The sequence below is a fragment of the Steroidobacteraceae bacterium genome, assembly GCA_041395505.1.
In the GTDB taxonomy this organism is placed as follows: domain Bacteria; phylum Pseudomonadota; class Gammaproteobacteria; order Steroidobacterales; family Steroidobacteraceae; genus JAWLAG01.
Genome location: JAWLAG010000001.1, coordinates 989,539 through 1,014,838 on the forward strand (window position 1 = coordinate 989,539; position 25,300 = coordinate 1,014,838).

A 25,300-nucleotide genomic window follows, 5' to 3' on the forward strand; every position below is an offset into this window, starting at 1 on the left:
TCATGTTCGCGCCTGTTGCCGCCGGCGCAGGTGAATGTCCTGCCAAAGAGCGCGAAATTGCGGGTCGATATCGAAAGCGAAACCATCCCAATAGCCATCGCGTTGTGGCACATAGCGGCGCGGTGGCGCATCGCCGCTCGCGAGCGCTAGCGCCTTCATCCGCTGCTGCAGGTTGCGGCACGCATCTTCAGCGGCGTCGCGGCGGCCTCCTGGGATCCAGACTGAGTCAAGTACATGCATTGCGACCCTCTGGTCATATCGGATCGTCGAGCCGAACGGGTGTTCCCAGATGCGATGCGTGCCCGTCAACACGACCGGCAGCAGCGGCAGCGAGAATCGTTGCGCCAGGCGGAATGCGCCGCAACGAAATGCCGATTCAATCCCGAGCAGCGTGCCCTGTGGGAACATCGCCACGCTGTGGCCCGACGCCACTGCCTTCGGCACTTCCTGCTGCAGCCGACGCCAGCCGGCCAGCGGCGACTCCGGATCGCATTCGATATGTCCCATGCGTGCAAGTACCGGTCCAACAAGCGGCCAGCGGAAGATCTCGCTGCGCGCTACGAACCGAAGCGGCACTGGCAAGGACATGAGACAGGGCACGTCGGCAATGCCTTCATGCAGCGCAATCACGATGTGAGGTTGGCTCCGTAACCGCTCGCTGGTCGACGCCGATGGCGGTCTGATTCGCAAGCGCACGCGAAATTCCGCGAGCACACGCCGTGCGGCCAGTCGCTGCAAGCGGGCGCAATCAGCATGATTCGCAGCATCCGGCGTGGCGGCGAGTTCGCGCAGCCAGCGTCGCAATCTGGGCCCGGTGCGAAACGCGAGTCGCAGACGCGCCGTCAGGCCCGAGGCCTTCATGACGAGGCGGGTTTTTGGCTCCATCTATTGCGGGACCGGCTGACGGGCCGGCGAATTACACGGCGTAGCGATCCGGTGCCGTGGCATCGAGCTGTTTGAAGCGCCGGTGCACCCAAAGATACTGGGCGGGCATGCGACGCACTTCGCTCTCGATCAGTTCATGCATGCGGCGTGCATCGTGCAGCGGATCGTCGCATGGGAAGTCCTGCAGCGGTGCGTGTATGACTGCTCGGTAACCACCCGCTCCGGGAAGCCGCTCTACGAAATAGGGAAGCACGGCGGCGCCGGTCATGGCGGCCAGGCGTGACGTCGCGAGATTGGTCGGAGCCGGCACGCCGAACAGAGGCACCATCGCCGCGCCTTTCCAGCGAAAACTCTGATCAGGCGCATACCACACCGGCTTGCCTTGTTTGAGCGCGCGTATGACGCTGCGGATGTCGTCGCGCTTGATGGCGCCGAGTGTCTGGCTGCCCCGCCGCCATTGCAGGAAGGCATTCAGGAGGGCGTTGCGTGAGGGCCGGTAGACGACGTGTATCGGCAGGTGGCTCGCTAGGATGCGCGCACCGATCTCGAGCGTCGTAAAGTGCGCAGCAAGGACAATTGCACCCTGGCCACGTGCCGCCGCTGCGCGCAGATGCTGCCCACCCTCGAGTGTCGAGCGCGCCGTGATGGTTGAATCGCTGCGCCACCACGCGACCGCGGTTTCACACAGGGCGATGCCGAGATTCTCGAAATGCTCCCGCAACAATCGCCGTCGTTGTGCCGGATCGAGAGCGGGCAGGCACAAGTCGATATTGATGGCAGCGACCCGCCGACTTCGCAGTGGCAGGTGGCGCAAAAGGCGACCGCAGGCCCTGCCCAGGAACAACTGCAGCCGAAAGGGGAGCCAGGCAATCACGAACAGCACCAGCATGGCCAGCCAGGTCGGCCAATAGCGCGGTCCGAGCAGACGAAGCTTCATCGCGCGGCAGCCTAGCAGACCTCGTCGCATGCGGGGATGCCCGGATTTGGTGCGAGGTGGTAGGCCCGGCGCACCGAAATCGTGCGACCGGGTGCGGCTTGGAGCCTCTTTTCGGGGCATTTTGCGCGATTCTGGCGCATTGCGGTGTTGGCACGGTAACTGCATTCCCGTACAGGATTCATGGAGGCCCCGGCATGAAACTCGTAACCGCCATCATCAAACCATTCAAGCTCGACGACGTTCGCTCGGCGTTGGCCGATCTCGGGGTCTCGGGCATGACGGTCACCGAAGTCAAGGGATTCGGGCGTCAGCGGGGCCACACGGAACTGTACCGCGGAGCCGAGTACGTGGTCGATTTCGTGCCGAAAACACGCATCGAGATAGCTGTTGCCGGCGACCTGGTCGATCGTGTCGTGGAGGCGGTCTCTGGCGCAGCCCGCACCGGGAAAGTCGGCGACGGCAAGATCTTCATCACGCACATCGAACGCGCCATACGCATCCGCACAGGCGAGACTGATGCAGCAGCCTTATAGCTGCGGATAGTACCTGACCGGACCAAAGGCCTGCGCTGACGCGCGAGTAACTCAAGGGGGAACGAATCGATGAACAGCGGCGATACCGCGTGGCTGATCACGGCGACTGCTTTGGTGCTTTTCATGACGCTGCCGGGTCTTGCGCTTTTCTATTCGGGACTGGTTCGAAGCAAAAACAGCCTGTCCATCTTGATGCAGTGCTTTGCGGTGACCTGTATTGCATCGCTATTGTGGCTGGCGGTCGGTTATTCGCTGGTATTCAGCGATGGCGGAGCCGCGCAGGCCTTAATAGGCGGCACGGCAAAGAGCTGGCTGGTTGGCGTCGGCGGGAACAGCGTCACCGGCTCGATCCCCGAGCCCGTGTTCTTCATGTTTCAGCTGACCTTTGCCGTGATCACGCCGGCGCTCGTTGTGGGCGGCTTCGCCGAGCGCATGCGTTTCTCCGCGGTACTCTGGTTCAGCGCCCTGTGGTTGTTGCTGGTCTACGTGCCGGTTGCGCACTGGGTCTGGGGCGGCGGCTGGCTGGCGCAGCTCGGCGTGCTCGATTTCGCCGGCGGCATCGTCGTGCACGTCAATGCCGGCATGGCGGCGCTGGTCTGTGCACTCGTGCTCGGCAAGCGGCGCGGTTTCCCCGAGACACCGATGGCGCCGCACAGTCTGCCACTCACGGTCTGCGGCGCCGGAATGCTCTGGGTGGGCTGGTTTGGCTTCAATGCGGGCAGTGCATTGGCGGCGAATGGCCAGGCGGCGCTCGCGATGCTCACGACGCACATGGGTGCATCCGCTGGGGCGCTCGCCTGGATGCTGGTCGAGTGGCGGCGTTTCGGCAAACCGAGTCTGCTCGGCGTGGTCACCGGCATGGTCGCGGGCCTCGGGACGATTACGCCCGCATCCGGTTTCGTTGGTCCCCTCGGTGCCGTGGCTATCGGATTCGGCGCGGGCATCGCGTGCTTCTATGCCACCCAGTTCCTGAAGCGAACCCTGTCCATCGACGATTCACTCGATGTGTCGCCAGTTCACGGAGTCGGCGGTGTCATCGGCACCGTACTCACCGGTGTTTTCGTCAGTGCGGCGCTCGGCGGCGCTGGCTATGCCACCGACAAGGACATGTTGACGCAGGTCGGTGTGCAATGCCTGGGAGTCGCTGCGACCGCCCTCTGGTGCGGCGCGATGACCTACGTACTGCTGAAGCTCATCGCGCGAGTCACTGGTCTTCGCGTCAGTGCCGAACAGGAAACCGAAGGACTCGATTTGTCCTTGCATGGCGAGCGCGGTTACAGCCCGTGATAACCTAGCTGCGACCCGACGGGGGTCGTATCGCAGGTGTCACGGTGTCGGAATCGAATAAGGCCCGAGCTCCCGCAGGCAGCGCCGCGGACGCCGCCGCGAAGTTGCATCTCGGCGGCAATGCAATGCATCTCCTGCTGTGTGTCGGCGGCAAGTGTGCGCCGACTGCGTTGCAGGAGAACAGCTGGGCCTACCTGAAAACGCGTGTTCGTGAGCTCGGCCTCGCCCGAGCCGAGGCCGGTGTGCTGCGCACCAAGGCGGACTGCCTGCGGATCTGCGTCGATGGTCCGATCATGCTGATCTATCCTGAAGGCATCTGGTATCACGGCTGTACACCCGAACGTATCGAGAAAATCCTCAACGAGCACGTCATCGGCGGCGTACCTGTAGCCGAGTACATGTTCGCGCGCGCGCCGCTGCTGCCGGCCGGAGAATGAGCGCGAAGCGGGGCCACTCGTCGCGCCGCTACCTCGAAGACCTCGAGATCGGCGTAACGAGCATTTCCAGTTCGCACCGCATCAATGGCAGACACATGCTGGCATTCGCACGAGAGTACGATCCCCAGTACTTTCACGCGAGTCCGCGGGCCGCAAGGACGTCGCGCTTCGGCGGGCTCATTGCCTCCGGCATCTACACCATGGCGGTCTGGCGGCAGCTCGATCACGAGCTGGCAGGGGATATCGCCTGGATCTGTGGCGTAGCCTGGGAAAACGTTCGATTTGCAGTGGCATTACGCGCAGGGGATCGCGTCCATGCGCGCGCCACCTGCATGGACAAGCGGGTCTCGGCGAGCGATGCGACTCGCGGTGTGGTGAAGATCCAGTACGAGTTGATCAATCAGCGCGAGCAGGTGGTCTTCAGCGCGCTCAGCGTCAACCTGGTGGAGTGTCGGCCGCGGCTTCCGTCGCCTCAGGCGGCGTCACGGCGGCCTCGCCTGATGGCGTCACGGCGGCCTCGCCGGGTGCGGCAAGCGCGTCCGCCGCGGCGGTAGCGGGGGCGTCCATTGCCGCGAACACATCAGTCTTGAGCGCCGCTTCCTCGGCGCGCTTGGTCATCACGATGATGCTGATGCGCCGGTTGATGGGGTCGCGCGGGTCTTCCTTGTTGAACAGCACCGCGGAAGACAACCCCACGATGCGCGCGATCTTGGCGCGATCGAGTCCGCCACGTTCGAGCGCGCGGCGCGCCGCGTTGGCACGATCCGCGGAGAGTTCCCAGTTGCTGTAATCACCTCGACCACCATAGGCGACGATGTCCGTGTGGCCGCTGATACTGATGCGATTGGGGACCGTATTGAGGTAACTCGACAATTCGCGCAGGATGTTGTCCGTGTAGTCCTTGAGTCGAGAGCTGCCAAGATCGAACATCGCGCGATTCTGCGCGTCGACGATCTGGATGCGCAGACCCTCTGGCGTAATATCGAGCAGCAGCTGGTCCTTGAACGGCTTCAGCGCCTGGCTCTTGTCGATCGCTTCACGCAACTCCTCCATGAGCGACTCGAGCTGCTTGCGCTCAGCCTGTTCGGCCACCTTGCGCGCCTCATCGATGTCCGGCGTCTGTTTGCCGAGCCCTTCGTCCTGGTCCTTCGGGTTCGATTTCGGCGCATCCATGCCGCCGCCGAGATCGATCGCGCTGGTGCTCGCGCCGCCAGGGCCCATCTGGCCGGGTGCGGCCTTGACGGATTTGCCCTGTTCCATGCTCGGATTCTTGAAGTAATCGAACATCGCGGCGCGTTGTTCTTTCGATACGGACGCGACGAGCCACATGACCAGGAAGAATGCCATCAGTGCCGTAACGAAGTCGGCATAGGCGACCTTCCACGCGCCGCCGTGATGACCGCCTTCCGCAGCTCGCCGCTTCTTGACGATGATGATCGGGCGTTTGTCGGCCTCGGCCATGCGGACTACTTCTTGCCCTTCAGATGATTCTCCAGATCAGCAAAGGTCGGACGGACCTCGGAGAACAGCAGCTTGCGCGCGAATTCAATCGCCACTGGCGGTGCATAGCCGCGCACGCTCGCGACCAGCGCCATCTTGACGATTTCAAATGCCTTGCCTTCCTCGTTGGCGCGGTTGGCCATTGCCGATGCCATGGGGCCGACGAATCCATAGGCGACCAGGATTCCGAGGAAGGTGCCGACCAGCGCGGCGGCAACCTTGTGACCGATCGTAGCGGTGTCGGCGCCCTCGAGCGCACCCATGGTATTGACGATACCGAGGACCGCCGCGACGATACCGAAGCCTGGCAGGGCGTCGGCTACCTGTTGCACGGCGTGGGATGGCGCATGCGCCTCCTTGTGGTGGGTTTCGAGTTCGTACTCGAGCAGGCTTTCGAGCTCGTGAGGATCGAGATTCCCGCCCACGATCAGTCGCAGGCAGTCGGTGATGAATTCGATCAGATGATGATCGGCCAGTATCTTCGGGTAGGCCGTGAACACCTTGCTCTCGGTGGGCCGCTCGATGTCCGACTCGATCGCGAGCATGCCTTCCTTGCGGGCCTTGACCAGCAGGTCGTAAATCAACTTGAGGATGTCGACGAAGTCCTCGCGCTTGTAGCGTGGCCCCTTGGCGAGTCCGAGCGCACCGCCGAAGGCCGCCTTGACGGTCTTCATCGAATTGCTGGTGACGAACGCGCCGAGCGCCGCGCCGCAAATGATGATGACCTCGCTGGGATGCCAAAGCGCGAGCAGGTGACCGCCCGCCATGAGGAATCCGCCGGCGACGCAACCTATGACCATGAGTGAACCGATAATCTGAATCATCTTCTATCCGCATTGGCTCGGCGCTAGGCTCTCAAGTAGCACATATCGGCAGATCCGGTTATCGCTTGAGACCTTTGCTGACAGCGCGAAAATGTGACTCCGGTCGCGCCCGGGGTGACGTCTGGTGCGTGAATGCGCTAACTTGGGCCCATGAATAAAGGTCGGAAGGCCCCGCAGCGGCCCATGCTGCTTACGTTTGTGCTCGGCTTCAGCGCATTGCAAACCGCGGCAGCCGGCGTTCTGGATGAACTCATGAGCCGCCGGGCCCGCGATGCAGAAGTCGCCTTGCAGATCTGGCAGTGGGCGGAAGTCGGCCATCACGAGGTGAGAAGCAGCGCGCTGCTGCAGGATGAGCTTCGGGCAGCGGGATTTGACGTCCAGTCGGGCGTGGCTGGCATGCCGACGGCCTTCGTGGCGAGCATTGGCAGCGGCGAGCCGGTGATCGGCCTGCTGGCGGAATTCGACGCGCTGCCAGGATTTTCCCAGCAGGCGGTACCGGAGAAATCGGCCATTTCGCAGCAGATGTCCGGGCACGCCTGTGGACATCACTTGTTCGGCACGGCCTCCGTGTCGGCAGGAATCGCGGTAGGCAGGTGGCTCAAGGCCTCGGGCAGGGCCGGCACCGTACGCGTCTACGGCACTCCCGCGGAAGAAGGGGGTGGTGGCAAGGTTTACATGGCGCGCGCGGGCCTGTTCGATGATGTCTCCGCTGTGCTGCACTGGCATCCGGGCGATGAGAACAATGCCTCGCAGACGGGCTCCACGGCCAACAAGACCGGCAAGTTTCGTTTTTATGGCACGCCGAGCCACGCGGCAGCGGCGCCGGAGAAAGGCCGTTCGGCACTCGACGCGCTCGAGGCCATGAATTTCATGGTCAATCAGCTGCGTGAGCATGTGCCACAGGAAGCGCGCATGCACTACATCATCACGCGTGGTGGATCGGCCCCGAACGTCGTTCCGGAATTTGCCGAGAGCTACCTGTATGTACGCCATCCGGACCCCAGGGTCGTCGCCGAACTCTGGCAACGTGTCCTCAAGATCGCTGATGCCGCCGCGCTCGGCACCGAGACGCGCAGCGAAGTCGAGGTCGTCAACGCGGTCTACAGCATCCTGCCGAACGACACGCTCGGGCGGCTGGTCGACCGGCGGTTACGCGAGGTGGGCGGCGTGGTCTATGACGCCGACGAGCGGCGGTTTGCCGAGGCACTGCAGACGACGCTCACGGCGCCGGCACCGGCGCTCGAGGAGGCGGCCCGGATCCAGCCCTATCAGTTCACGCAGAACTACGGCTCCAGCGACGTCGGCGACGTCAGCTGGATCGTACCGACCGCCGGACTCGACGCGGCCACCTGGGTGCCGGGCACGCCGGCGCATAGCTGGCAGGCAGTTGCTGCCGGCGGCATGAGCATCGGCCTCAAAGGCATGGGCGTCGCTTCGCGTACGCTTGCGCTGGTTGCCGAGGACCTGTTGCGTAATCCGCGATTGCTGCGTGACGCCAGGGCGGAGCATCAACGTCGTCGGGGTCCCGACTTTCGTTACCTCGCTCTGGTTGGGGATCGCGAGCCGCCGCTCGATTACCGGGATTGACTATGGCAGGCCTGGACCGGGCCCTGTTGTCGTGGGTACTCGCGGCCACAATCAGTCTGCCTGTTTCTGGCGCAACGCCGCGCTATGTCATTCGCGCCGAGGCCGATCTGTCGAGCCTTGCCATCGAGCTGCGTAGCGACGAGCCGTTTTCGCGTCTGGTGCTCGAGGATGAGCGCGGCTGGCGGTATCTTGGCAACGCAGCCGACTGCGAGCAGCCGCAGAACATGTTGCAACAGCACGCCGGAATCGCGACATTGCCGGCGGCCAGCCGCTGCTTGCGCTATCGCTTCGCGATCCGGGCGGAAGAGACGAGTGCGACGCGAGGCAGGCGCAGGTCCTTTTCGCTGCCGGAGAATCTTCGCCAACTCGCTCCGGACGATTTTCTGTTGCGTATAGCCGGATCGTCGGGCAGAGCGCAGGTGCGGATCGTGCTTCCGGAAGGCATGCAGGTCTCGGTGCCATGGCGCCCGGTCGATGGCAGTGATCAATTCCTGATCGAGCCGTCTGCGCAATCGAGCCGCGCGATCATGTTGCTCGGTCGTTTCGAACAAAGAGATCTTCGAATCGGCGATACAACACTGCGTGTAGCCATCGCTGCGCAGGCGAACGCGGCTCGGTGGTCGACCTACCGTCCGTGGCTCGCCGGTGCTGCCGCACCAGTCGTGGCGGCTGGTCACGGATTGGGTGGCAACGACCTTCAGGTCGTGATCGTGCCCATCGATATCGACGGCGCGGGCGCCGTACCCTTCGGTCATGTCATACGAAATGGCGGTGAGTCGCTGCGCTTCTTCGTGAATGGCGCAGCGACGCTCGCGCAACTGCGTGGCGACTGGACAGCATCGCATGAATTCAGTCATCTGCTTCTGCCGCATCTGTCCTCCGGAGCAAGGTGGATTTCCGAAGGCTTCGCAAGTTACTACCAGAACATTTTCATGTTTCGTTCGGGTGGTTATGACGAGGCGACTGCATGGCGGAAACTGCTCGAGGGCTTCAACCGGGCGCGACCGTTGAAGGACATGCCGATTGCCGCTGCGAGTGCCGGCAGGCGTGGTGGGCGCATGCTCGTGTACTGGTTGGGCGCAGCGTTCGCCCTGCAGGCGGACGTTGCGTTGCGTCGTCGCAGTGATGGACGGGAGTCGCTCGACAGTGTGCTTGCGCAGCTGCGCGAGTGCTGTCTGCCTGCAGCGAACTCCTGGAGCGGAGAGCAATTGACGTCGCGGCTCGACGAGTTGTCGAAGACGCAGATCTTCTCGCGACTTTATCGGAGCTATCTGCGGGACTCGGATATCAGCCAGGTCGATCCGGTGCTGGATGAGTTGGGTGTTTCGATTGCGAGTGGTCGCACCTTGCTCGACGCAGGCGCTGTACTTGCGCCGCTTCGGACTGCGATCCTTCAGGGGTCGCAATAATCTGTCCACCGTCACGGTCCTGCACTCGACGACAACGATCTTCGAGGTAAATCATGCTGATGGAACTGGCGGGCCGCTGGCGGGCTCTGGTCGGGTTATTGGGCAAGGCCGATTACCTGGCGCCACTTGCGCTAAGGCTCTATCTCGCACCGGTGTTCTGGGTTGCGGGCCTCAACAAGGTCGAGGGCTTCGGCAGCGTCGTCGAATGGTTCGGCAATGCCGACTGGGGCCTCGGTTTGCCGGTCCCGGCGCTGCTCGCGGGCCTCGCCACTGCAGCCGAAGTCGGCGGCGGCGTCATGTTGTTGCTCGGCTTAGGCGTGCGACTGATCGTCCTGCCACTGATGGTTACCATGATCGTTGCAGCGGTCAGCGTGCATTGGGACAATGGCTGGCAGGCAGTGCACGATCTGCAGTCGCCTTTCGCCAGCGCACACGTCCTTGGTATCGAAGCCGACGATGCATCGGCGGCCATCGAACGGTTGGGCCGGGCGCGACAGATCCTGCGCGAACATGAGGACTACGAATGGCTCACGCAGCAAGGCAATTTCGTCATATCCAATTCAGGAATCGAGTGGGCGGCGACATATTTCGTCATGTTGCTCGCATTGCTGTTCGCAGGTGGCGGGCGCTATTTCAGCATCGACTACTGGCTGGCGCGGCGCTGGCGCGCGGCCTAGCTCCGCTCGCCCTGCTGGTGCTGGGTTGCGCCTCAGGCCGCGCGGCGGCTGCGAGTGACGCGACAATCTCACCGCAACGTCCCGAGGTCATTGCGATCATCGGGACCGGGCGTGTCGCGGGCGCGTTGGGGCCACGGATCGCTCAGCAGGGCTATCGAGTGATATATGGCTCGCGTGAGCCAGCCCGACCGGAGCACGCCCAGTTGCTCGCGCGTACGGGCGGAAACTCGAGCGTGACCGATGTCGCCAAGGCTGTCGCCGGGTCGGACTGGGTCCTGCTGGCCGTTCCCTGGTCTGCATTGGGCGAGACGCTGCGAAACGTCGACCTCGGCGCGCGGTTGGTCATCGACCCGGTCAATGCGCTTCGGTCCGCGGCTGACGGGCTGCTGGAGCCCGTCGACGGCGAATCGGCGGGTCAGTGGCTGCAACGTCGATTCCCGGAGGCACGGGTGGTCAAGGCGTTCAATACGGTTGGGTTTCACGTCATGGCTGATCCGGCGCTGGCCGGTGGGCCGGTGACCATCCCGATGGCGGGCGACGACGCCAAGGCCAAGGCCTCCGTAGGCGAATTGGTCCGCAAACTCGGGTTCGCTCCCCTCGATCTCGGCCCGATCCGCAATGCACGCTGGCTCGAAGGGCTCGCGGCACTTTACATGGTGCCCTACATGTCCGGACGAAGGCAGGATGCGTTCGAGATCTACCTGCGCACACACAGTGCGCCGCCGGGTGCGGCCGAGTTGCGACCCGCTGGCTAGACCGCTTGCTGGCGCGAACGTTCCGGGATCTTCGCGGGATGGCCGGACCGTCAAGGCACGCAACGCGAGCCTCAGGTCACGAGCGGTGACGCCTCCGCTTCGCTCGGCATGCGGCCATCGGCAAATTGCAGCGCCGCGAGGCGCGCGTAGAGCGGACAGGTCTGAAGCAGAACCTCGTGCGTGCCGATGGCGGCAATGTGGCCTTCGTCCAGGACCACGATTCGGTCTGCTTTCAGCACCGTGGCAAGCCGGTGCGCGATGATGATGGTGGTGCGGCTGCGCAGCAGCCTCTCGAGAGCTCGTTGCACCAATCGTTCGCTCTCGGCATCGAGCGAGCTGGTTGCCTCATCGAGCAGCAGGATGGGCGGATCCTTGAGGATAGCGCGCGCGATCGCGATACGCTGGCGCTGGCCACCAGAGAGGCGTGCGCCGCGCTCGCCGAGGAATGTATCGTACCCCTGCGGCAGCTTGGCGATGAATTCGTCCGCGGCCGCAGCCTGGGCCGCTGCGGTGATTTCAGCATCGCTCGCATCGGGCCGCCCATAGCGGATATTTTCCCGGGCGCTCGCGCCGAACAGTACGGTTTCCTGCGGGACCAGGCCGATGCGTTTTCGCACTTCGGCGGGATCGGCTTTGGCGATGTCGACACCGTCGATCTCGATGCGACCCGACTCGGGATCATAAAAGCGCAGTAGCAGCTGGAAAGTCGTACTCTTGCCCGCGCCCGATGGACCGACGAACGCCACCGTCTCGCCGGGACGGATCTCCAGGCTGAGTCCGCGTAGTGCGCGAAATTCCGGTCGCGAAGGATAGCGGAAAGTGACATTGTGAAACGCAATGTCGCCCCGGCGCTGTGTCGGCAGCGGCAGCGGTTCGCGCTGTGCGCGGATCCGCGGTAGCGCGTTCTTCAATTCCACCAATCGCTCCATCGCTCCCGCGGCGCGTTGCAACTCGCTCCACATCTCGCTCAGGGAAGCGGCTGCGGTGCCGACGTAGACCGCATAGAGCAGGAACTGGCTGAGTTCGCCGCCGCTGATTTCGCCGCTGATGACGGCTCGTGCGCCGACCCAGAGCACGAGAGTGATGGCACCAAAGACCAGCATGGTCGCGACTGCCGTGAGCACGGCCCGAACTCGCGTGCGGTGCACTGCGACGCGGAATGAGTCTTCGACAGCGTCATCGTAGCGCTGGCCCGTCAATTCCTCGAGGGTGAATGCCTGTACGGTCTGTATTGCATTGAGCGCCTCGCCCGCCAGTCCGCTGGTGTCTGCGACTCGATCCTGCGATGCTCTCGACAATTTGCGAAGCCGCCGGCCGAGCGTAATGAGCGGCACGATTACGAGCGGCAGGAGCAGAAGGATCATCGCGGCAAGGCGCGGGCTCGTCACGAGCAGCATCGCCAGGGCACCGAGGAGATTGATGCTCGAGCGCAAGGCGATCGAAAGACCGCTGCCGGTGATCGATTGTACGAGAGTCGTGTCGGTCGTAAGGCGCGAGAGCACCTCGCCGGTGCGGGTGGTTTCGAAAAACGATGGGTCGAGCCGCAGGACATTGCGGTAGACCGCAGCGCGGATATCCGCGACGACACGTTCGCCCAGCCAGGTGACGATGTAAAAGCGCAGCGCCGCGAAGACTCCAAATACAATTGCGGCCAGCAGGAACGCAGCGAAATACCGGTCGATGGTCGCTGCATTGCCGGCCGTCATGCCGCGGTCGATCAGGTTCTTGAGCGCGATTGGCAAGGCCAGCATTGCGGCCGATGCCACCAGCAGGGCCGCCAGCGCTGCGAATATCGCGCCGCGGTAGGGGCGCAGGAAGGGCAGCAGGGCGGCTATTGGTCTGACGGTCTTGGCTTTGGGCCGGTTGAACGGGTTTTCTTCGGGCATTTCTCGGGTTCGCGTGCGCTAGGGCCGCAGTGTGCGGCCGCAAATGAGATCGGTGTCACAGGCTATTGGTTCCGCCGACAGGCGGGCATATAAACTCTTTATTTTACAGGGTTTGCGGCAGCCTGATCAGTCATGGCCTGGTCAGCCCTGGGGTATCTGGCGAAATGTCTTCGCAGACGGATCTCGATGAGACCTTGGTCGAGCGTGCATCGCTCGATTTCGCGCTCGCGCGCATGCCCGTCATCGCCGGCCTTCCCGAGGAAACTTTCGCGGCGCTCGCAGCCAGTGTGGACTGGCTCTCGCTCCCCGGCGGCGGCGTGTTGTTCGAGTCGGGCGAGGACTCCGACTCCCTGTATTTTCTCGTTTCGGGAACGCTCGCCGTATACGCGCCGCCCGGAAGCGATCGCAGGCGCTTCGTAGGCTCGATCCAGGCGGGCGACATCGTCGGCGAAATGGGCCTGATCTCGGGACGCGCGCGCTCGGCGACTGTCGTCGCGCTGCGGGACAGCCAGCTTGCGCGCCTCGATCGCCAGGGCTTCCAGGAGGTCATGCAGCGTTGCCCGCAGGCCATGCTGCGGCTGGCGCAGCTGGCAGTCCACAGGCTCGAAAGAGCGACTTCTGGCGAACGTGCACCGGCGCAGCTGCCGCGCAGCTTCGCCCTCGTGCCGCAGGATGTTGAGGTCGATGTCGGAGGTTTTGGCATCGACTTCGTGGCGGCACTCGAGCGATATGGTTCAGCCGAACTCGTCTGGGGCGCCCGGGGTGCGGACCATACCAGTCACTGGTTCCACAAGATCGAAACGGCGAATGACTTCACGGTCTATGTCGCAGATCATGCAGCGACAACCTGGAGCAAGCTGTGTGTCCGGCAGGCCGATGCCGTGATACTTCTGGCCAATGCCGCGACGCCCGCCGGCGAGTTCGCCGCCGTGACGGGAGCGCGCGAATCACGCACGCTCGCCAAGCGCAGCGAGCTCGTGCTGCTGCACAACGATGGCATCCAGGGCGGCCGCGCCGCGCAGTGGTGTTCCCGCTTCGCCGATCTGCCGCACCACAACATCCAGAACGATGCCGATGTGCGAAGACTCGTTCGGTTGCTTACCGGGCACGCCTGCGGACTGGTGCTCTCGGGCGGCGGCGCTCGAGGCTTTGCGCATATCGGCATGATGCGCGCCTTGCGCGAGGCGGGACTCGAAATCGACCAGATCGGCGGCACCAGCATCGGCGGCATCATCGCCGCAGGTATCGCCTGCGGCTGGGATGACCAGGAACTGCGCGAGCGGTTCTATCGCAGCTTCGTTGCCACCAACCCGTTGCGTGACTACACCTTGCCAGTCGTCTCGCTCACGTCGGGGCGCAAGGTCAGCGGCCTGCTGCAACGGGAATTCGGCGAGCTCGACATCGAAAGCCTGCCGCTGCCGTTCTTCTGCGTATCGTCGAATCTGACCACTGGTCGCTATTCGGTGCATCGGCGCGGTCGGCTCGCGCACTGGCTGCGTGCATCCGTCGCCATCCCCGGCGTCCTGCCGCCAGTCATGCAATCCGGGGAAATCTATGTCGACGGTGGCGCGATGAACAACCTGCCGGTCGATGTGATGCGCGAATCGGGACGCGGACCGATCATCGGTTGTGATGTCGGCAATGACAATGCGTTCCGCGCCTCTCAGGACGCCGCCGATACGGCTTCGTTGTGGCGCATGCTGATCGATCGCAGCGAGCGGCGCCGCCGGCCGGGTTTGGTCAGAATCCTGTGGCGTGCCGGCATGGTCAACAGCGCCGCGACCACGGCCCATCACCGCAACCAGGCGGACTTCCTGCTGCAACCCCCCCTTGCAGATATCGATCTGCTCAACTGGAAGGCATTCGACCAGGCGGTAAGGGCGGGTTATGAGTACGCCCTTGCCGCGCTCGACGGCCCGGCGGGACGCGCACTGCTCGAGCGTGTCCATGGCGAGCCGACGAATTGCGACCGGACCGACAACGGAGTCGGCCGCATTGCGCCGGGCTCCTTGGGGTAGAATAGCCGGACACACTGTTGTCCTGCGCTGCCATGGAAGAACCATCCACCATTTTTGACGCAACCTTTGCCAAAGCCGTCGATCTCGGCAACAAGATTGCCGAAAGGGACAAAGAGGCGGACTTGTGGGATATCGCCGACGGGCTGCTGGCCGGCGCGTTGCAGTACTGGCTTTATTCTCGCCAACCCTGTGGTGATCCGCGCTGCGAGGATTGCCTTCCGATCAGCACGGCGGATGGCCGCATGCGTGAACTGAACCGGCTCCTGCAGGAGTTGGCGGCGCAGAGCGAGTACTTCCACAGTCCGAGCGATTCGAACGTCGGTCGGGCCTGATCTCAGCCTCGCGCTGCCGCGGCGACAGGTGCCGATGCGCAGATATCCTGCAGCGCCTTCTCGAGCATGCCGACACCCTCCATCAGCAATTCGTCGCTGATGGTCAATGGCGGCAGAAATCGAATCACGTTGCCGTAGTAGCCGCATGAGAGCAGCACCAGGCCACGGCGCGCCGCAGCCTGCACGAGCTGCTTGGTAGAGGCCGCGTCGGGCTTTTCGGCATTGCCGTTCTCGACAAGCTCGATCGCGACCATGGCGCCGAGCCCGCGTACGTCACCTATGCAAGGATACTTCTTCTGCAGCTCGCGTAGCCGTTGCACGAGCCGATCGCCGATGTTGCAGGCCCGCTGCAGCAGATTTTCGGCCTTGATCGTCTCGAGCACGGCAAGGCCTGCCGCGCAGCCCAGCGGCGAGCCGGCATAGGTACCGCCCAGTCCACCCGGCGGTGGCGCATCCATGATGTCGGATTTGCCGATGACTGCAGATAGCGGAATCCCGCCGGCGATACTCTTTGCCACGGTCATGATGTCGGGCTCGATGCCGGCGTATTCGCATGCGAACATCCGGCCGGTACGGGCAAAGCCGCTTTGTATCTCATCGACGATCAACACGATGCCATGTCGGTCGGCGAGCTCGCGCAAGGCGCGAAGGAACTCGGCCGGTGCGGCATAGAAGCCGCCTTCGCCGAGTACCGGTTCGATGATGATCGCCGCCACGTCCCTGGCGTCGATGTCGGCCTTGAAAAGCGCTTCGATTGCTTGCAGCGAATCCGCCGCGCTGACGCCGTGGTAGGGCATTGGATAGGGCACGTGATGCACACCGGGCAACATCGGTCCGAAGCCGCGCTTGTAGGGTTCGACTTTGCCGGTGAGCGAAATGCAGGCAAGCGTCCGGCCATGGAAGCCACCGCCGAACGCGATGATGCCGTGGCGCGCGGTATGGTAACGCGCGATCTTGATCGCGTTTTCGACGGCTTCCGCCCCGGTTGAGAGAAAAATCGTCTTCTTCGCGCTCGAGCCCGGTGCCAGCGCGTTCAGCGCTTCGGCCAGTGCGACATAACTCTCGTAGGGCGTAACCTGAAAGCAGGCGTGGGCAAGCTTGCCGAGCTGCGCCTGCACGGCCGCAACGATCCGCGGATGCAGATGACCGGTATTGAGTACGGCGATGCCGCTGGCGAAATCGATATAGCGGTCGCCATCCGCGTCCCAGATCTCGGCATTGCGCGCGCGCTCGGCATAGACCGCGAGGGAATTCGCGACACCGCGCGGGATGGCTGCCGTGCGGCGACTCAGGAGCTCGGAGTTGGCGGACATTTGCTACCTCTTGGGCTGCAATCTGCGGCCGGATAACCGGTCCCGGAAAGTCTGCAAATACGCACAAATACTAGCGGATCGTCATGCCGGCGGCGAGCAGCTTTGCTAAAATCAATCTTGCTTTCGTCGTGAATGATTCACCTCATGTCTGATACCACTGCATCCGCCACGATCGGCACTGACGCGCTGATAATTGGCGCCGGACCCTGCGGACTCTTCCAGGTATTCGAGCTTGGCCTCCTCGGCATCAAGGCGCACATCGTCGACTCACTGGCTGTGCCAGGCGGTCAATGCACAGAACTTTATCCCGACAAACCCATCTACGACATACCGGCCCTGCCGGTGTGCGGCGCTCAGGAGCTGGTTGATAGGTTGCTCGAGCAGATCAAGCCCTTCGGGGCCGAGATGCATCTCGGGCAGGAGGTCACCGAGTTGACGGTTCGCGACGACCGGCGGTTTACGGTCAAGACCAGCAAAGGTACCGAATTCGACGCTGGGGCCGTGGTGATCGCGGCGGGCCTGGGATCGTTCCAGCCGCGTCGCTTCGGAGCGCCCGGTGCGGAAGCGTTCGAAGGCGAGCGGATCCACTACCGCATTCGCCGGGCCAGCGATTTTCACGGCAAACGCCTGGCAATTTTCGGCGGCGGAGATTCCGCGCTCGACTGGACGCTCGATTTTCTGGAATCAGCCGCCAGCGTGACGCTGGTACATCGCCGTAGCGAGTTTCGCGCCGCACCCGCTTCGGTGCAGCGAATGCACAGTGCGGTCGCGGCCGGACGGATGCGTTTTGTCCAGGGCATCGCGCAATCCGTGACCCAGCTCGGCAATGGCGCGCTCTCGGTCGCAATCAAGGCAGGAGACGGCGGGTGCCAGGAGATCGAAGTCGATCATTGCCTGGTATTTTTTGGACTGCATCCCAAGCTCGGCCCGATTGCGGACTGGGGCTTGGCGCTCGAGAAGAAGGCGCTCATCGTCGATACCGAAAAATTTGCCACCAGTGTGCCGGGCATCTTTGCGGTTGGTGACATCAATACCTACCCGGGCAAGAAGAAACTCATCCTGAGCGGCTTTCACGAAGCGGCACTCGCGGCATTCGCAGTGCAGAGCCATCTCTTCCCGGGCAAGAAACAATTCCTTCAGTACACGACCACCAGCCCCATCATGCAAAAACGCCTTGGCGTCAGTGCTGAAGAGCCGCAATAGACGCCTCAGTATTCAACACCGGAGAATTCGCAATGTTCCCTAGCCAGTACCGATTGATCCTTCCGTTTGTCATCTTGTTGGCGGGTTGCGGCGCGAAGCCGGGTTCCGAACCCGCAGCCGCAGCGCCGCCAGCGGCGGCTGCCGCCTCCGAACAGGCTGCACCGGCTCCCGCTGCTGCGGAGGCATCCGCCGCGGCGGCGACACAGGCCGAGCCGAGCTGCGATCTGGCGATCTCGGGGAACGACCTGATGCAGTACGACAAGAAAGAGCTGGTTGCGTCGGGCGATTGCGCCGAAATCACGGTAACGCTCACCCATTCGGGCAAACTTCCCAAGAACGTCATGGGTCACAACTGGGTGTTGACCGCGAGCGCCGACGCGCAGGCTGTCAACAATGCCGGCATGACCGTGGGCCTCGAGGGCGATCATGTGCCTGCCAACGACGCCCGGGTCATTGCGCATACCGCAATCGTTGGCGGCGGAGAGTCGAGCACCGTCAAGTTCCCGGGATCAGCTGTCCAGAAGGGTGGCGACTACACCTTTTTCTGCACCTTCCCGGGACACTTCGCTGTCATGCGCGGCACTTTCGTCGTCAAGTAGCTGCACCTCGTGCAACAGCTGGTCGCGGATCTCTTGCACCAGCTCGAGCTCGAGCGGCTCGAGGTCAACCTGTTCCGTGGCGAAAGCCGTGATTTCGGCTCACCTCAGGTTTACGGTGGACAGGTCCTCGGTCAGGCTTTGCGTGCAGCCTATGCGACCATCGACGATGGCCGGATCGTCCATTCCCTGCACGCCTATTTTCTGCGACGGGGCGATTTCAACCTGCCCATTGTCTACAGTGTCGACCGCAGCCGGGATGGCAGCAGTTACAGCTCGCGACGCGTAGTCGCCATACAAAAAGGCGAACAGATCTTTCACCTCGCGGCATCGTTCCAGGTGCCCGAGCAGGGTTTTGAACACCAGATGCCCATGCCGCAGGTGCCCGGGCCGGCAGACCTGCCCGATCTGACCCGCCTGCCCGAGACCATTGCCGAACGCCTGCCGGACAAGGTCCGCAATTTCCTGCAGCGTCAACGGCCATTCGAGTTCCGCATGGTGCAGCCGATTGACCTGCTGACCGGTAACGCAGCGCCAGCGCACCAGCAGGTCTGGGTGCGGCTCTGTGATCAGATCGAGGCAACCGATGAAATGCACCGCTGTCTGCTCGCGTATATCGCGGATTTCGGATTTCTCAATGTTGCGACCTTGCCGCACGGGTCTTCCTATGCGCATGGCGATTTGTTCATGGCGAGCCTCGATCATGCGATGTGGTTTCACCGAAAGTTCCGCGTCGATCAGTGGCTGCTCTATGACATGGACAGCCCCAGTGCGTCCGGTGGCCGGGGCCTGGCACGCGGCAGTTTCTATGCAGCGGACGGCGCACTCGTTGCGAGCACCGCCCAGGAAGGACTGATCCGTTTCATCGACGCGAAGCGTTAGCGAGCACCGTCACCGGTTGCGCGCAGATGCCGTTCGATGATGGCCAGGTTGCGTAGATTGGCCTTGTAGCCCGCGTCGAACAGGTCGCCAACCAGCGGCACGCTGCCGCCCAATGCGTCGATCAGTACATTGGCCGCCATGCGCAACTTGGCGCGACGCGGAACGCCGAGGCGATGCGCGACCCAGATGCCCCATGAGGCAAGCAATGCCCCGGCGAAATCCCCGAGGACGGGTACGAGACCGATCAGGGGATCGATGCCAACGCGCCAGGCCGTGCCGGGAACGCGCAGCGCCGCGTCGAATAATTGCGCAAGAAACCGATAGCGCGCCAGGTGGCGTAGCGCTGCCGCCGCGGATGTTTGTTGCGCGCCGCTGTCAGCCATGCGCAGGGCCGGGGCGTCACTGCCCTGCAAACAGGCGACTCAATTCCGCAAGCAGTATCGGATTGAAGCGATCTGGCGCTTCCATCATCAGGAAGTGACCGACGTCTTTCAGGCTGACAACACGCGTCTGCGGATGAATTTCGCGCAACCTTGCCTCGTCGGTGACGCCGCCAAGGTCCGAATTGATCAGCGCCAGTGGCTGTTTCATTGCGGCGAGTGCGCCGTCCGCGTTCCAGTCATTCAATCCCTTGATGGCGGGAATGGCGACTTCGGGTGGAGCGAGCGACATGTCGAGTGCGATCTTCTGCGCAAGCGCCGGGTCTGCGTCCTTGGTGAAGAACTGGCTGCTGACAAAACTGCGCGTGGTGCCGATGAAGTCCTCCTGAAGCATTTTCAGCTGCGCAGCGACTTGCTCCGCTGGCGGCGGCGGCAGGCCGACATTGCGCAGCGTGTCGACGCCAATGACGCCGATGACCCGATCGCCAAGCATCGCGGCCGCTTCGACAGCGACCGGGCCACCCATCGAGTGGCCTACCAGCACCATGCGTTTTGCGCCGACGCGTTGTGCGACGGCACTGACATCGCCCGCGAAGGCGCGTATCGACCAGTCGTTCCGATTGCGGGTGGATGCGCCATGGCCCGCAAGATCGAGCGCCACGACGTGATACTTCTCGCGAAGGGGATCGATTTGCGCACGCCAGTAATTCGAATCGCAGGACCATCCGTGGATCAGGACGACCAGGTCATCGCCCGCGCCATATTCGTGATACGCAATGTGCACGCCATCGTCGGTGACCAGCAACTGCGGGCGTCCGTCGCCGGATGTACCAGGCGCTGTGCCTGGTGCGGTTGCATCGTTCTTGCCGCAGGCGACGGTCAATAGCGAAATCGACATGGCCAGAAGTATTTTGCGCATGACCAATTGTCGCACATCCCCAGGCTCATGCCGTGCTCACCGAGCGCTTTTCATTGGCCGATGCGTCGCGTAGTCTTGCTGCGACAGCGGCAGTCGGGATGTGGCGACATGAAGGGCGCGATCGATATTGTATGCAATCTCTATGATCCGGTGGCGGTGCGCCGCAAGCAGACCGGAATCGACGACGGTTTCAAGAAGCAGATCCGCATGGACCGGCGCATCTGGGGCGGCATCCCGGTCAGCGACTACCTGCGCAAGATGGACCGGGCCGGGATCGAGCGCTCGTTGCTGATAGCGGTCAGGGCCGGCGACCTCAATGTCAGCGGTTCGTTCGAATTGCCCTACGACCGCGTACACAAGGTTTGCCGCAAGTATCCAGACCGCTTTTCCGGGCTTGCGGGCGTCGACCCTTTTCGCGGCATAGCAGGTTTGCGCGAGTTGAGCCACGCCGTCCAGAACCTTGGCTTTGTCGGTGCGCATCTGTATCCGCACTGGTTTGGCATGCCGCCGGATCATGCGCGCTACTACCCCTACTACGCGCGATGCGCCGAGCTGGATGTGCCGATGATGATGCAGGTTGGCCACAACCTGATCTACTCCAGCAAGCGACGGCTACCCACGGTTGCGCGACCGATACTGCTTGATTCGGTCGCCATCGACTTTCCGGAGCTGCGCTTGATTGGCATTCATATCGGCGTGCCGTGGACGGCCGAAATGATTTCCATGTGCTGGAAACATCCGAACGTGTATACCGCGGGCGACGCCTATGCGCCGAGGCACTGGCCGGCGGAGTTCGTACACTATGCGAACAGCTATGGTGTCGAAAAAGTCATGTTCGGTACCGACTGGCCGGTCATCGATCCGGAACGTGCAATCCGGGAGATCGGCGAACTCGAGATGAAAGGCTCCGCGCGCAGCATGTTGCTGCGCGAAAATGCGTTGCGTGTGTTCAAGCTTCCGGGCTACAAAAAGCTTGCGGCGACGGCACGCAAGGCGGCAACCAGGCGCAACTGACGCCGGACGACGCGAACCAGGACCGTGACCGGTAATTTCCGACCCCTGCTCATCGCCGACGGCGTGCACGCAAGTGCGCGCCGTACTCCCGACAAGATCGCGCTGGAGTGCGCCGGCCGATTCCGTAGTTTCGCGGCGCTGGCGCAGCGCGTGCGCGTGATCGCGGCGAAGCTTGCGAGCGATCACGGCGTCAGGCGTGGCGAGAGGGTTGCGATTTTTGCGCCGAATTGCCTCGAGTATCCCGAGATCGTCTGCGGTTGTGCGGATGCCGGCGCGATCATTGCCACCGTCAATCCGCGTGGCAACGCCAATGAGCTGCGCGCGGCCTGTGATGATTGCGGTGCAAGGGTTCTTTTCGTGCACGAATCGTTGCTGGATATGGCCGGAAAGGCCAATTGCGCAACTGTAGAGCGACAGATCGTGATCGGCGGCGACTATGAAAATTGGAGTACGGGCTCAGCCGATACCGTACAACGGCCGGTCCTCGAGGAGACCGATCCGTTCACGCTCGTCTATAGCTCGGGAACGACCGGTGCGCCCAAAGGCATCCTGATTTCTCACCGTTCGCGAGTCCTTACCTTCCACGGCATGGCCATGGAGTACGGTTGCTATGGGCCCGATGACCGCTTCCTCGCGCTTGCGCCAATGGCGCACGGCGCCGGTTTCGCCTTCGCGATGGGCGCGCTCTATTTCGGCGCCTACGTTCGCATTGTCCCGCGTTTCGATCCGGAGCAGCTGTTGCGTGAATTGGCCGAAGGCTGCTTCACTGGCGTGTTTCTCGTGCCGACGCATTTTCAGTCCATCTTCGCCCTGCCAAAGGCGACACTGGATCGTTATCGTGGTACGGCAAGAAACCTGCGCGCGATAATCTCCAATGCGGCGCCGCTGCCCCAGGCGGTCAAGCAGTCCATCGTCGAATACTTTGGCGAGGGGCTGTTGCACGAAAGCTATGGATCGACCGAAGCCGGCATCGTCACCAACCTGCGCCCCCAGTACCAGCTGGCGCGGCGTCAATCCGTGGGCAAGCCATTCGCTGCAACCTTCGTGCGTATTCTCGATGAGCAGGGCGCCGATATGGGTAGCGACGAAACCGGCGAGCTTTATTCGACGTCGCCGTACCTTTTCAACGGCTATTGGAATCAGCCACAGGCCACCGCAGCCGCAATGCGTGGCAACTGGCTCACGGCCGGCGATCTGGCGCGCCGCGATGCGGATGGCTTCATCTATATCGTCGATCGCAAGAAGGACATGGTCATCTCCGGAGGCATCAACATCTATCCCCGCGAGATCGAGGAGGTTCTGCTGCGCTGCGATGGCATTCTGGAAGCGGCAGTCGTTGGTACACCCGATCCGCATTGGGGCGAGCGTCTGGTTGCATTCGTCGTACGCTATCCGACGGCCCGGGTCGATGAGGCGACTTTAGCCGGATTCTGCGCGACGGAACTTTCGCGCTATAAATTGCCGCGTGAATTCCGTTTTATCGATGCTCTGCCGCGAAATGCGGGCGGAAAGATCCTCAAGAACGAATTGCGCGCGCTACTCGCCTAGTTGCTACTCCCAGGCGAGTGCTGCCCTAAATGGCTTGCGTGCCAGGCCGAGTAGTATGGCTGCGACCGCAGCGGCAGATACGGTTACGATGGCGGTCGCCTTGCCCACGGCGAGATCGCTCCTGTACCAGTAGTCGGTGATCGACGCTGTCAATACCGGGGCAAGACCGATACCGATGAGATTCACGAACAGCAGATAGACGGCCGACGCCTGGGCGCGCATGTGTGCCGGTGTTATGACCACTATGCCCGTGGCGCCGGCGCCGAAGGCGAACGCGCTGAAGAAACTGATGGGGGCGAGGGCAAGCGTCGAGCCGAGATCGGAGCCGAGTGTCGTACAGATCGCAGCGAATGGGAGAACTCCAATGGCCGCGCAGAGTCCTGTGCGCACGGCAGCATCACGCTGGCCCGCTGCTCGCCAGCGATCGGTCAGATAGCCGCCGGCCAGAATTCCGACGGTACCAAAGACGGCGATTGCAGCGCCGACTCGCAGTCCAGCCTGCGGCGCCGTCAGTCCGATGACACGCATGAAGTACTGCACGCCCCAGATCTGTATGACGTTGAGCACCATGCCGAGCACGGAAAAGCCAAGGATGAAGCTTGCGTACAAGCGCCAGCGTCGCAACATGTAGAGGCAGGCGGCCAGGATGGAACCGGCCGCTTCCTCGCCGGCATCGGCTGCGGGCGATGAGCGTCGCGGGGGCTCGCTGATGGTCAGGGCCCACAGCGACAACAGGATGCCCGGGATTCCGACCGCAAAGAAGGTCAGTTGCCAGGCGCGGATTTCGCCGAGCAACGGTAGGTCGTAGCTGGGTGAGGCGGAGACGGCTTTTATGACCATGCCGCCGATGATCAGCGCGAGCCCCACACCCATCGGCAGTCCGACGACGAAGACGGACAGGGCCCGTCCGAGCTTGCGCTCCGGGAAACTGTCACCCGCCATCGAATAGGCAGCCGGCGAAAGACAGGCCTCACCGATAGCCACACCGATCCGTGCCAGCGCGAGTTCGACGAAGTTACGGGCGATGCCGCAGATTGTCGTCATCAGGCTCCACAAGGCGATACCGGTGACAACGATGTTGCGTCGATTGTAGCGATCGATTGCCCAGGCAATAGGAATGCCGATGCCCGTGTAAAAAACGGCGAATACGAGCCCGTATAGCACGCTCATCTGCGTGTCGCTGATGCCGAGGTCAGCCCTGATTGGCCCCACGAGCAAGGCGATGATCACGCGGTCGATGAACGAAACTATGTACGCCAGCAACAATACGGTGATCATGTACCATGCGCGCCCCGCGCTTGGCCAGCCGGCATCTTGGCTGGTGACAGATCGTTCTTTCACTCTTCGCGGCCTCGCGTAACCGGAACGTAGACATGGGAGCGCAATTGGCTTACGGCGGTGCTGGCGGGATCAGCGAGGTACTCTTCGATGACATCGCCATCGACCACCAGGCCATTTTCCGCGATGAATCGGTCGGCCGAATCATAAGCCGGCTGCATCTGTTCGTAGGAACCGTTGTGGGTCGCGCGCACGGCAAGCGTAGCTGGAAGCGTCAGTACTTTCACGCCGGGTGATCGGCGAAACCGGCTCCGAGCGCCCGCCGCGATGGCCGCATCGATTTCGAGTGCCGCCTCGTATTGCCACTCCTCGGGCGTGAGACGCCTGCTGATTGCAAGTGGATGGCCCACTGCCTGCCAGCCATTGCGCGCGAGCTCTGTGCGCAGCATCGCGAAGGCTGCGGCGATGTCATTCGGCACATCGGCAAGGCGGCTGGTGCGCGAGGTTGCAACGACGCTGCGCTCGGGCAGGTCCACCAACGTGGTCTTCTGCGCTTCGGTGTCGGCCTCCGCAATCGATCCGAGGCGGGTCAGGCCGGCTTCGAAATCGGCACCCAGGAGTCTGTCGAAGGTAAGGCCCATGTAGCGCGCGATCGGATTCATGCCGAGGTCCATGTCGAAAGTCCAGATGATTACGCAACCGTCCGATGTCGGTTCGATATGCCAGTTACTGCGCGCGCTTCCCTTTTGACCAAAATCCATATCGAGAGAAACGCTTCGCGGCGGGTCTGAGGAGGTAATGACCTGTGATCCCACGCCCATGCTCGGGTGCTTGCTCTCCCAGCGCATGCGCGCGCCCGGTCCTGCCACAGGGCCGGAGAACGTATAGCGCGTCGCAGGGTCAATCCGCGCCCATGGAGAGTATTCGTTGTAGCGGGCAAAGCTGTTCACAATCGCATATACGGCCTGCGGCGTCGCGTGACTTGCAAGCTTGCGCTCGATGTGTACCTGGCGCGGCAGGAGCAGCCCCGCCAGTGCAATCAGCACGAGGATGGCGGCCAGCCAAACGAGGATGCGCTTCAGGACGATCATGGCCTGTCG

General features: G+C 62.9%; 25 protein-coding genes. 15 read left to right on the top strand and 10 right to left on the bottom strand.

Annotated elements, in window-relative coordinates; genetic code table 11:
• Both R3E77_04525 and lpxL read right to left on the bottom strand, forming a co-directional pair.
• The gene (locus R3E77_04525; GenBank protein MEZ5498681.1) at positions 1-885 is read right to left on the bottom strand and encodes a lysophospholipid acyltransferase family protein; all 885 of its coding nucleotides are present in this window, start codon (positions 883-885) and stop codon (positions 1-3) included.
• A gap of 31 nt (positions 886-916) precedes the next feature.
• Positions 917-1,822 carry an LpxL/LpxP family Kdo(2)-lipid IV(A) lauroyl/palmitoleoyl acyltransferase gene (gene lpxL, locus R3E77_04530; protein ID MEZ5498682.1) on the bottom strand — a complete coding sequence of 302 codons (906 nt, stop codon included), beginning with the start codon at positions 1,820-1,822 and terminating at the stop codon, positions 917-919.
• 194 nt (positions 1,823-2,016) lie between these two features.
• Here lpxL and R3E77_04535 point away from each other — a divergent pair, with 194 nt between their 5' ends.
• The 4 genes from R3E77_04535 to R3E77_04550 all read left to right on the top strand — a co-directional run bounded on the left by R3E77_04535 (position 2,017) and on the right by R3E77_04550 (position 4,633).
• Positions 2,017-2,355: a P-II family nitrogen regulator gene (locus tag R3E77_04535; protein MEZ5498683.1), complete on the top strand. Its 339-nt coding sequence runs from the start codon at positions 2,017-2,019 to the stop codon at positions 2,353-2,355.
• A 69-nt stretch (positions 2,356-2,424) separates the two neighbouring features.
• A complete protein-coding gene (locus tag R3E77_04540) occupies positions 2,425-3,642 on the top strand; it encodes an ammonium transporter (GenBank protein ID MEZ5498684.1) in 1,218 nt (405 codons plus the stop codon).
• Positions 3,643-3,686: 44 nt separating this feature from the next.
• Positions 3,687-4,079: a hypothetical protein gene (locus R3E77_04545; GenBank protein MEZ5498685.1), complete on the top strand. Its 393-nt coding sequence runs from the start codon at positions 3,687-3,689 to the stop codon at positions 4,077-4,079.
• Positions 4,076-4,633, top strand: coding sequence for a MaoC/PaaZ C-terminal domain-containing protein (locus R3E77_04550; GenBank protein ID MEZ5498686.1), 558 nt, complete (start codon positions 4,076-4,078; stop codon positions 4,631-4,633). Before R3E77_04545 ends, R3E77_04550 begins: the two co-directional genes overlap by 4 nt.
• Here the strand turns inward: R3E77_04550 and motB are convergent.
• Positions 4,515-5,540, bottom strand: coding sequence for a flagellar motor protein MotB (motB, locus tag R3E77_04555; protein ID MEZ5498687.1), 1,026 nt, complete (start codon positions 5,538-5,540; stop codon positions 4,515-4,517). The two genes, R3E77_04550 and motB, sit on opposite strands and share 119 nt — an antisense overlap.
• Positions 5,541-5,545: 5 nt before the next feature.
• Positions 5,546-6,403, bottom strand: a complete 858-nt coding sequence (gene motA / locus R3E77_04560; protein MEZ5498688.1) for a flagellar motor stator protein MotA — start codon at positions 6,401-6,403, stop codon at positions 5,546-5,548.
• A gap of 150 nt (positions 6,404-6,553) precedes the next feature.
• On the opposite strand from motA, the gene R3E77_04565 reads away from it, so the two are divergent.
• From R3E77_04565 to R3E77_04580, 4 genes are read left to right on the top strand one after another with little or no spacing between them, the layout of a single operon-like run.
• Entirely contained in the window at positions 6,554-7,990 is a 1,437-nt protein-coding gene (locus tag R3E77_04565; protein ID MEZ5498689.1) for an amidohydrolase, read from the top strand.
• A 2-nt stretch (positions 7,991-7,992) separates the two neighbouring features.
• Positions 7,993-9,399, top strand: coding sequence for a hypothetical protein (locus R3E77_04570; GenBank protein ID MEZ5498690.1), 1,407 nt, complete (start codon positions 7,993-7,995; stop codon positions 9,397-9,399).
• Positions 9,400-9,452: 53 nt separating this feature from the next.
• Positions 9,453-10,076, top strand: a complete 624-nt coding sequence (locus R3E77_04575; GenBank protein MEZ5498691.1) for a DoxX family protein — start codon at positions 9,453-9,455, stop codon at positions 10,074-10,076.
• A 17-nt stretch (positions 10,077-10,093) separates the two neighbouring features.
• Positions 10,094-10,831 (top strand): NAD(P)-binding domain-containing protein, encoded by a 738-nt coding sequence (locus tag R3E77_04580; protein MEZ5498692.1) that lies wholly within the window; start codon positions 10,094-10,096, stop codon positions 10,829-10,831.
• A gap of 71 nt (positions 10,832-10,902) precedes the next feature.
• Here R3E77_04580 and R3E77_04585 read toward each other — a convergent pair whose 3' ends face one another.
• A complete protein-coding gene (locus tag R3E77_04585) occupies positions 10,903-12,717 on the bottom strand; it encodes an ABC transporter transmembrane domain-containing protein (protein MEZ5498693.1) in 1,815 nt (604 codons plus the stop codon).
• A gap of 164 nt (positions 12,718-12,881) precedes the next feature.
• On the opposite strand from R3E77_04585, the gene R3E77_04590 reads away from it, so the two are divergent.
• Together R3E77_04590 and R3E77_04595 are read left to right on the top strand one after the other, a co-directional pair.
• Entirely contained in the window at positions 12,882-14,735 is a 1,854-nt protein-coding gene (locus R3E77_04590) for a patatin-like phospholipase family protein (protein MEZ5498694.1), read from the top strand.
• Between the two features lie 32 nt (positions 14,736-14,767).
• Positions 14,768-15,067, top strand: a complete 300-nt coding sequence (locus R3E77_04595) for a hypothetical protein (GenBank protein MEZ5498695.1) — start codon at positions 14,768-14,770, stop codon at positions 15,065-15,067.
• Between the two features lie 2 nt (positions 15,068-15,069).
• Here R3E77_04595 and gabT read toward each other — a convergent pair whose 3' ends face one another.
• Positions 15,070-16,380 carry a 4-aminobutyrate--2-oxoglutarate transaminase gene (gabT, locus tag R3E77_04600; protein MEZ5498696.1) on the bottom strand — a complete coding sequence of 437 codons (1,311 nt, stop codon included), beginning with the start codon at positions 16,378-16,380 and terminating at the stop codon, positions 15,070-15,072.
• Between the two features lie 144 nt (positions 16,381-16,524).
• Between gabT and R3E77_04605 the strand changes: the two genes are divergently transcribed.
• Genes R3E77_04605 through R3E77_04615 form a run of 3 tightly spaced genes read left to right on the top strand, consistent with a single transcriptional unit; the run spans position 16,525 to position 19,061 of the window.
• On the top strand, positions 16,525-17,583 hold the full coding sequence (locus tag R3E77_04605) for an NAD(P)/FAD-dependent oxidoreductase (GenBank protein MEZ5498697.1): 1,059 nt from the start codon (positions 16,525-16,527) through the stop codon (positions 17,581-17,583).
• A 32-nt stretch (positions 17,584-17,615) separates the two neighbouring features.
• Positions 17,616-18,182: an azurin gene (gene azu / locus R3E77_04610; GenBank protein MEZ5498698.1), complete on the top strand. Its 567-nt coding sequence runs from the start codon at positions 17,616-17,618 to the stop codon at positions 18,180-18,182.
• A gap of 9 nt (positions 18,183-18,191) precedes the next feature.
• A complete protein-coding gene (locus R3E77_04615) occupies positions 18,192-19,061 on the top strand; it encodes an acyl-CoA thioesterase II (protein ID MEZ5498699.1) in 870 nt (289 codons plus the stop codon).
• Here the strand turns inward: R3E77_04615 and R3E77_04620 are convergent.
• Positions 19,058-19,444 (bottom strand): DUF4112 domain-containing protein, encoded by a 387-nt coding sequence (locus tag R3E77_04620; GenBank protein ID MEZ5498700.1) that lies wholly within the window; start codon positions 19,442-19,444, stop codon positions 19,058-19,060. The genes R3E77_04615 and R3E77_04620 overlap by 4 nt on opposite strands.
• A gap of 16 nt (positions 19,445-19,460) precedes the next feature.
• Positions 19,461-20,360, bottom strand: a complete 900-nt coding sequence (locus R3E77_04625; protein MEZ5498701.1) for an alpha/beta hydrolase — start codon at positions 20,358-20,360, stop codon at positions 19,461-19,463.
• A gap of 108 nt (positions 20,361-20,468) precedes the next feature.
• On the opposite strand from R3E77_04625, the gene R3E77_04630 reads away from it, so the two are divergent.
• Both R3E77_04630 and R3E77_04635 read left to right on the top strand, forming a co-directional pair.
• On the top strand, positions 20,469-21,374 hold the full coding sequence (locus R3E77_04630; GenBank protein MEZ5498702.1) for an amidohydrolase family protein: 906 nt from the start codon (positions 20,469-20,471) through the stop codon (positions 21,372-21,374).
• A 24-nt stretch (positions 21,375-21,398) separates the two neighbouring features.
• Positions 21,399-22,922: a class I adenylate-forming enzyme family protein gene (locus R3E77_04635; GenBank protein MEZ5498703.1), complete on the top strand. Its 1,524-nt coding sequence runs from the start codon at positions 21,399-21,401 to the stop codon at positions 22,920-22,922.
• A 3-nt stretch (positions 22,923-22,925) separates the two neighbouring features.
• Here the strand turns inward: R3E77_04635 and R3E77_04640 are convergent, their stop codons facing one another.
• Together R3E77_04640 and R3E77_04645 are read right to left on the bottom strand one after the other, a co-directional pair.
• Complete coding sequence (locus R3E77_04640; protein MEZ5498704.1) at positions 22,926-24,263, bottom strand: MFS transporter; 1,338 nt, start codon at positions 24,261-24,263, stop codon at positions 22,926-22,928.
• A complete protein-coding gene (locus R3E77_04645) occupies positions 24,260-25,291 on the bottom strand; it encodes an SRPBCC family protein (GenBank protein MEZ5498705.1) in 1,032 nt (343 codons plus the stop codon). The genes R3E77_04640 and R3E77_04645 overlap by 4 nt, the downstream gene beginning before the upstream one ends.
• Positions 25,292-25,300 lie beyond the last annotated feature (9 nt).

Coding starts and splice junctions, on each gene's coding strand:
- R3E77_04525 (MEZ5498681.1), bottom strand. CDS start 885: ATGGAGCCAAAAACCCGCCTCGTCATGAAGGCCTCGGGCCTGACGGCG.
- lpxL (MEZ5498682.1), bottom strand. CDS start 1,822: ATGAAGCTTCGTCTGCTCGGACCGCGCTATTGGCCGACCTGGCTGGCC.
- R3E77_04535 (MEZ5498683.1), top strand. CDS start 2,017: ATGAAACTCGTAACCGCCATCATCAAACCATTCAAGCTCGACGACGTT.
- R3E77_04540 (MEZ5498684.1), top strand. CDS start 2,425: ATGAACAGCGGCGATACCGCGTGGCTGATCACGGCGACTGCTTTGGTG.
- R3E77_04550 (MEZ5498686.1), top strand. CDS start 4,076: ATGAGCGCGAAGCGGGGCCACTCGTCGCGCCGCTACCTCGAAGACCTC.
- motB (MEZ5498687.1), bottom strand. CDS start 5,540: ATGGCCGAGGCCGACAAACGCCCGATCATCATCGTCAAGAAGCGGCGA.
- motA (MEZ5498688.1), bottom strand. CDS start 6,403: ATGATTCAGATTATCGGTTCACTCATGGTCATAGGTTGCGTCGCCGGC.
- R3E77_04565 (MEZ5498689.1), top strand. CDS start 6,554: ATGAATAAAGGTCGGAAGGCCCCGCAGCGGCCCATGCTGCTTACGTTT.
- R3E77_04570 (MEZ5498690.1), top strand. CDS start 7,993: ATGGCAGGCCTGGACCGGGCCCTGTTGTCGTGGGTACTCGCGGCCACA.
- R3E77_04575 (MEZ5498691.1), top strand. CDS start 9,453: ATGCTGATGGAACTGGCGGGCCGCTGGCGGGCTCTGGTCGGGTTATTG.
- R3E77_04585 (MEZ5498693.1), bottom strand. CDS start 12,717: ATGCCCGAAGAAAACCCGTTCAACCGGCCCAAAGCCAAGACCGTCAGA.
- R3E77_04590 (MEZ5498694.1), top strand. CDS start 12,882: ATGTCTTCGCAGACGGATCTCGATGAGACCTTGGTCGAGCGTGCATCG.
- R3E77_04595 (MEZ5498695.1), top strand. CDS start 14,768: ATGGAAGAACCATCCACCATTTTTGACGCAACCTTTGCCAAAGCCGTC.
- gabT (MEZ5498696.1), bottom strand. CDS start 16,380: ATGTCCGCCAACTCCGAGCTCCTGAGTCGCCGCACGGCAGCCATCCCG.
- R3E77_04605 (MEZ5498697.1), top strand. CDS start 16,525: ATGTCTGATACCACTGCATCCGCCACGATCGGCACTGACGCGCTGATA.
- azu (MEZ5498698.1), top strand. CDS start 17,616: ATGTTCCCTAGCCAGTACCGATTGATCCTTCCGTTTGTCATCTTGTTG.
- R3E77_04620 (MEZ5498700.1), bottom strand. CDS start 19,444: ATGGCTGACAGCGGCGCGCAACAAACATCCGCGGCGGCAGCGCTACGC.
- R3E77_04625 (MEZ5498701.1), bottom strand. CDS start 20,360: ATGCGCAAAATACTTCTGGCCATGTCGATTTCGCTATTGACCGTCGCC.
- R3E77_04630 (MEZ5498702.1), top strand. CDS start 20,469: ATGAAGGGCGCGATCGATATTGTATGCAATCTCTATGATCCGGTGGCG.
- R3E77_04645 (MEZ5498705.1), bottom strand. CDS start 25,291: ATGATCGTCCTGAAGCGCATCCTCGTTTGGCTGGCCGCCATCCTCGTG.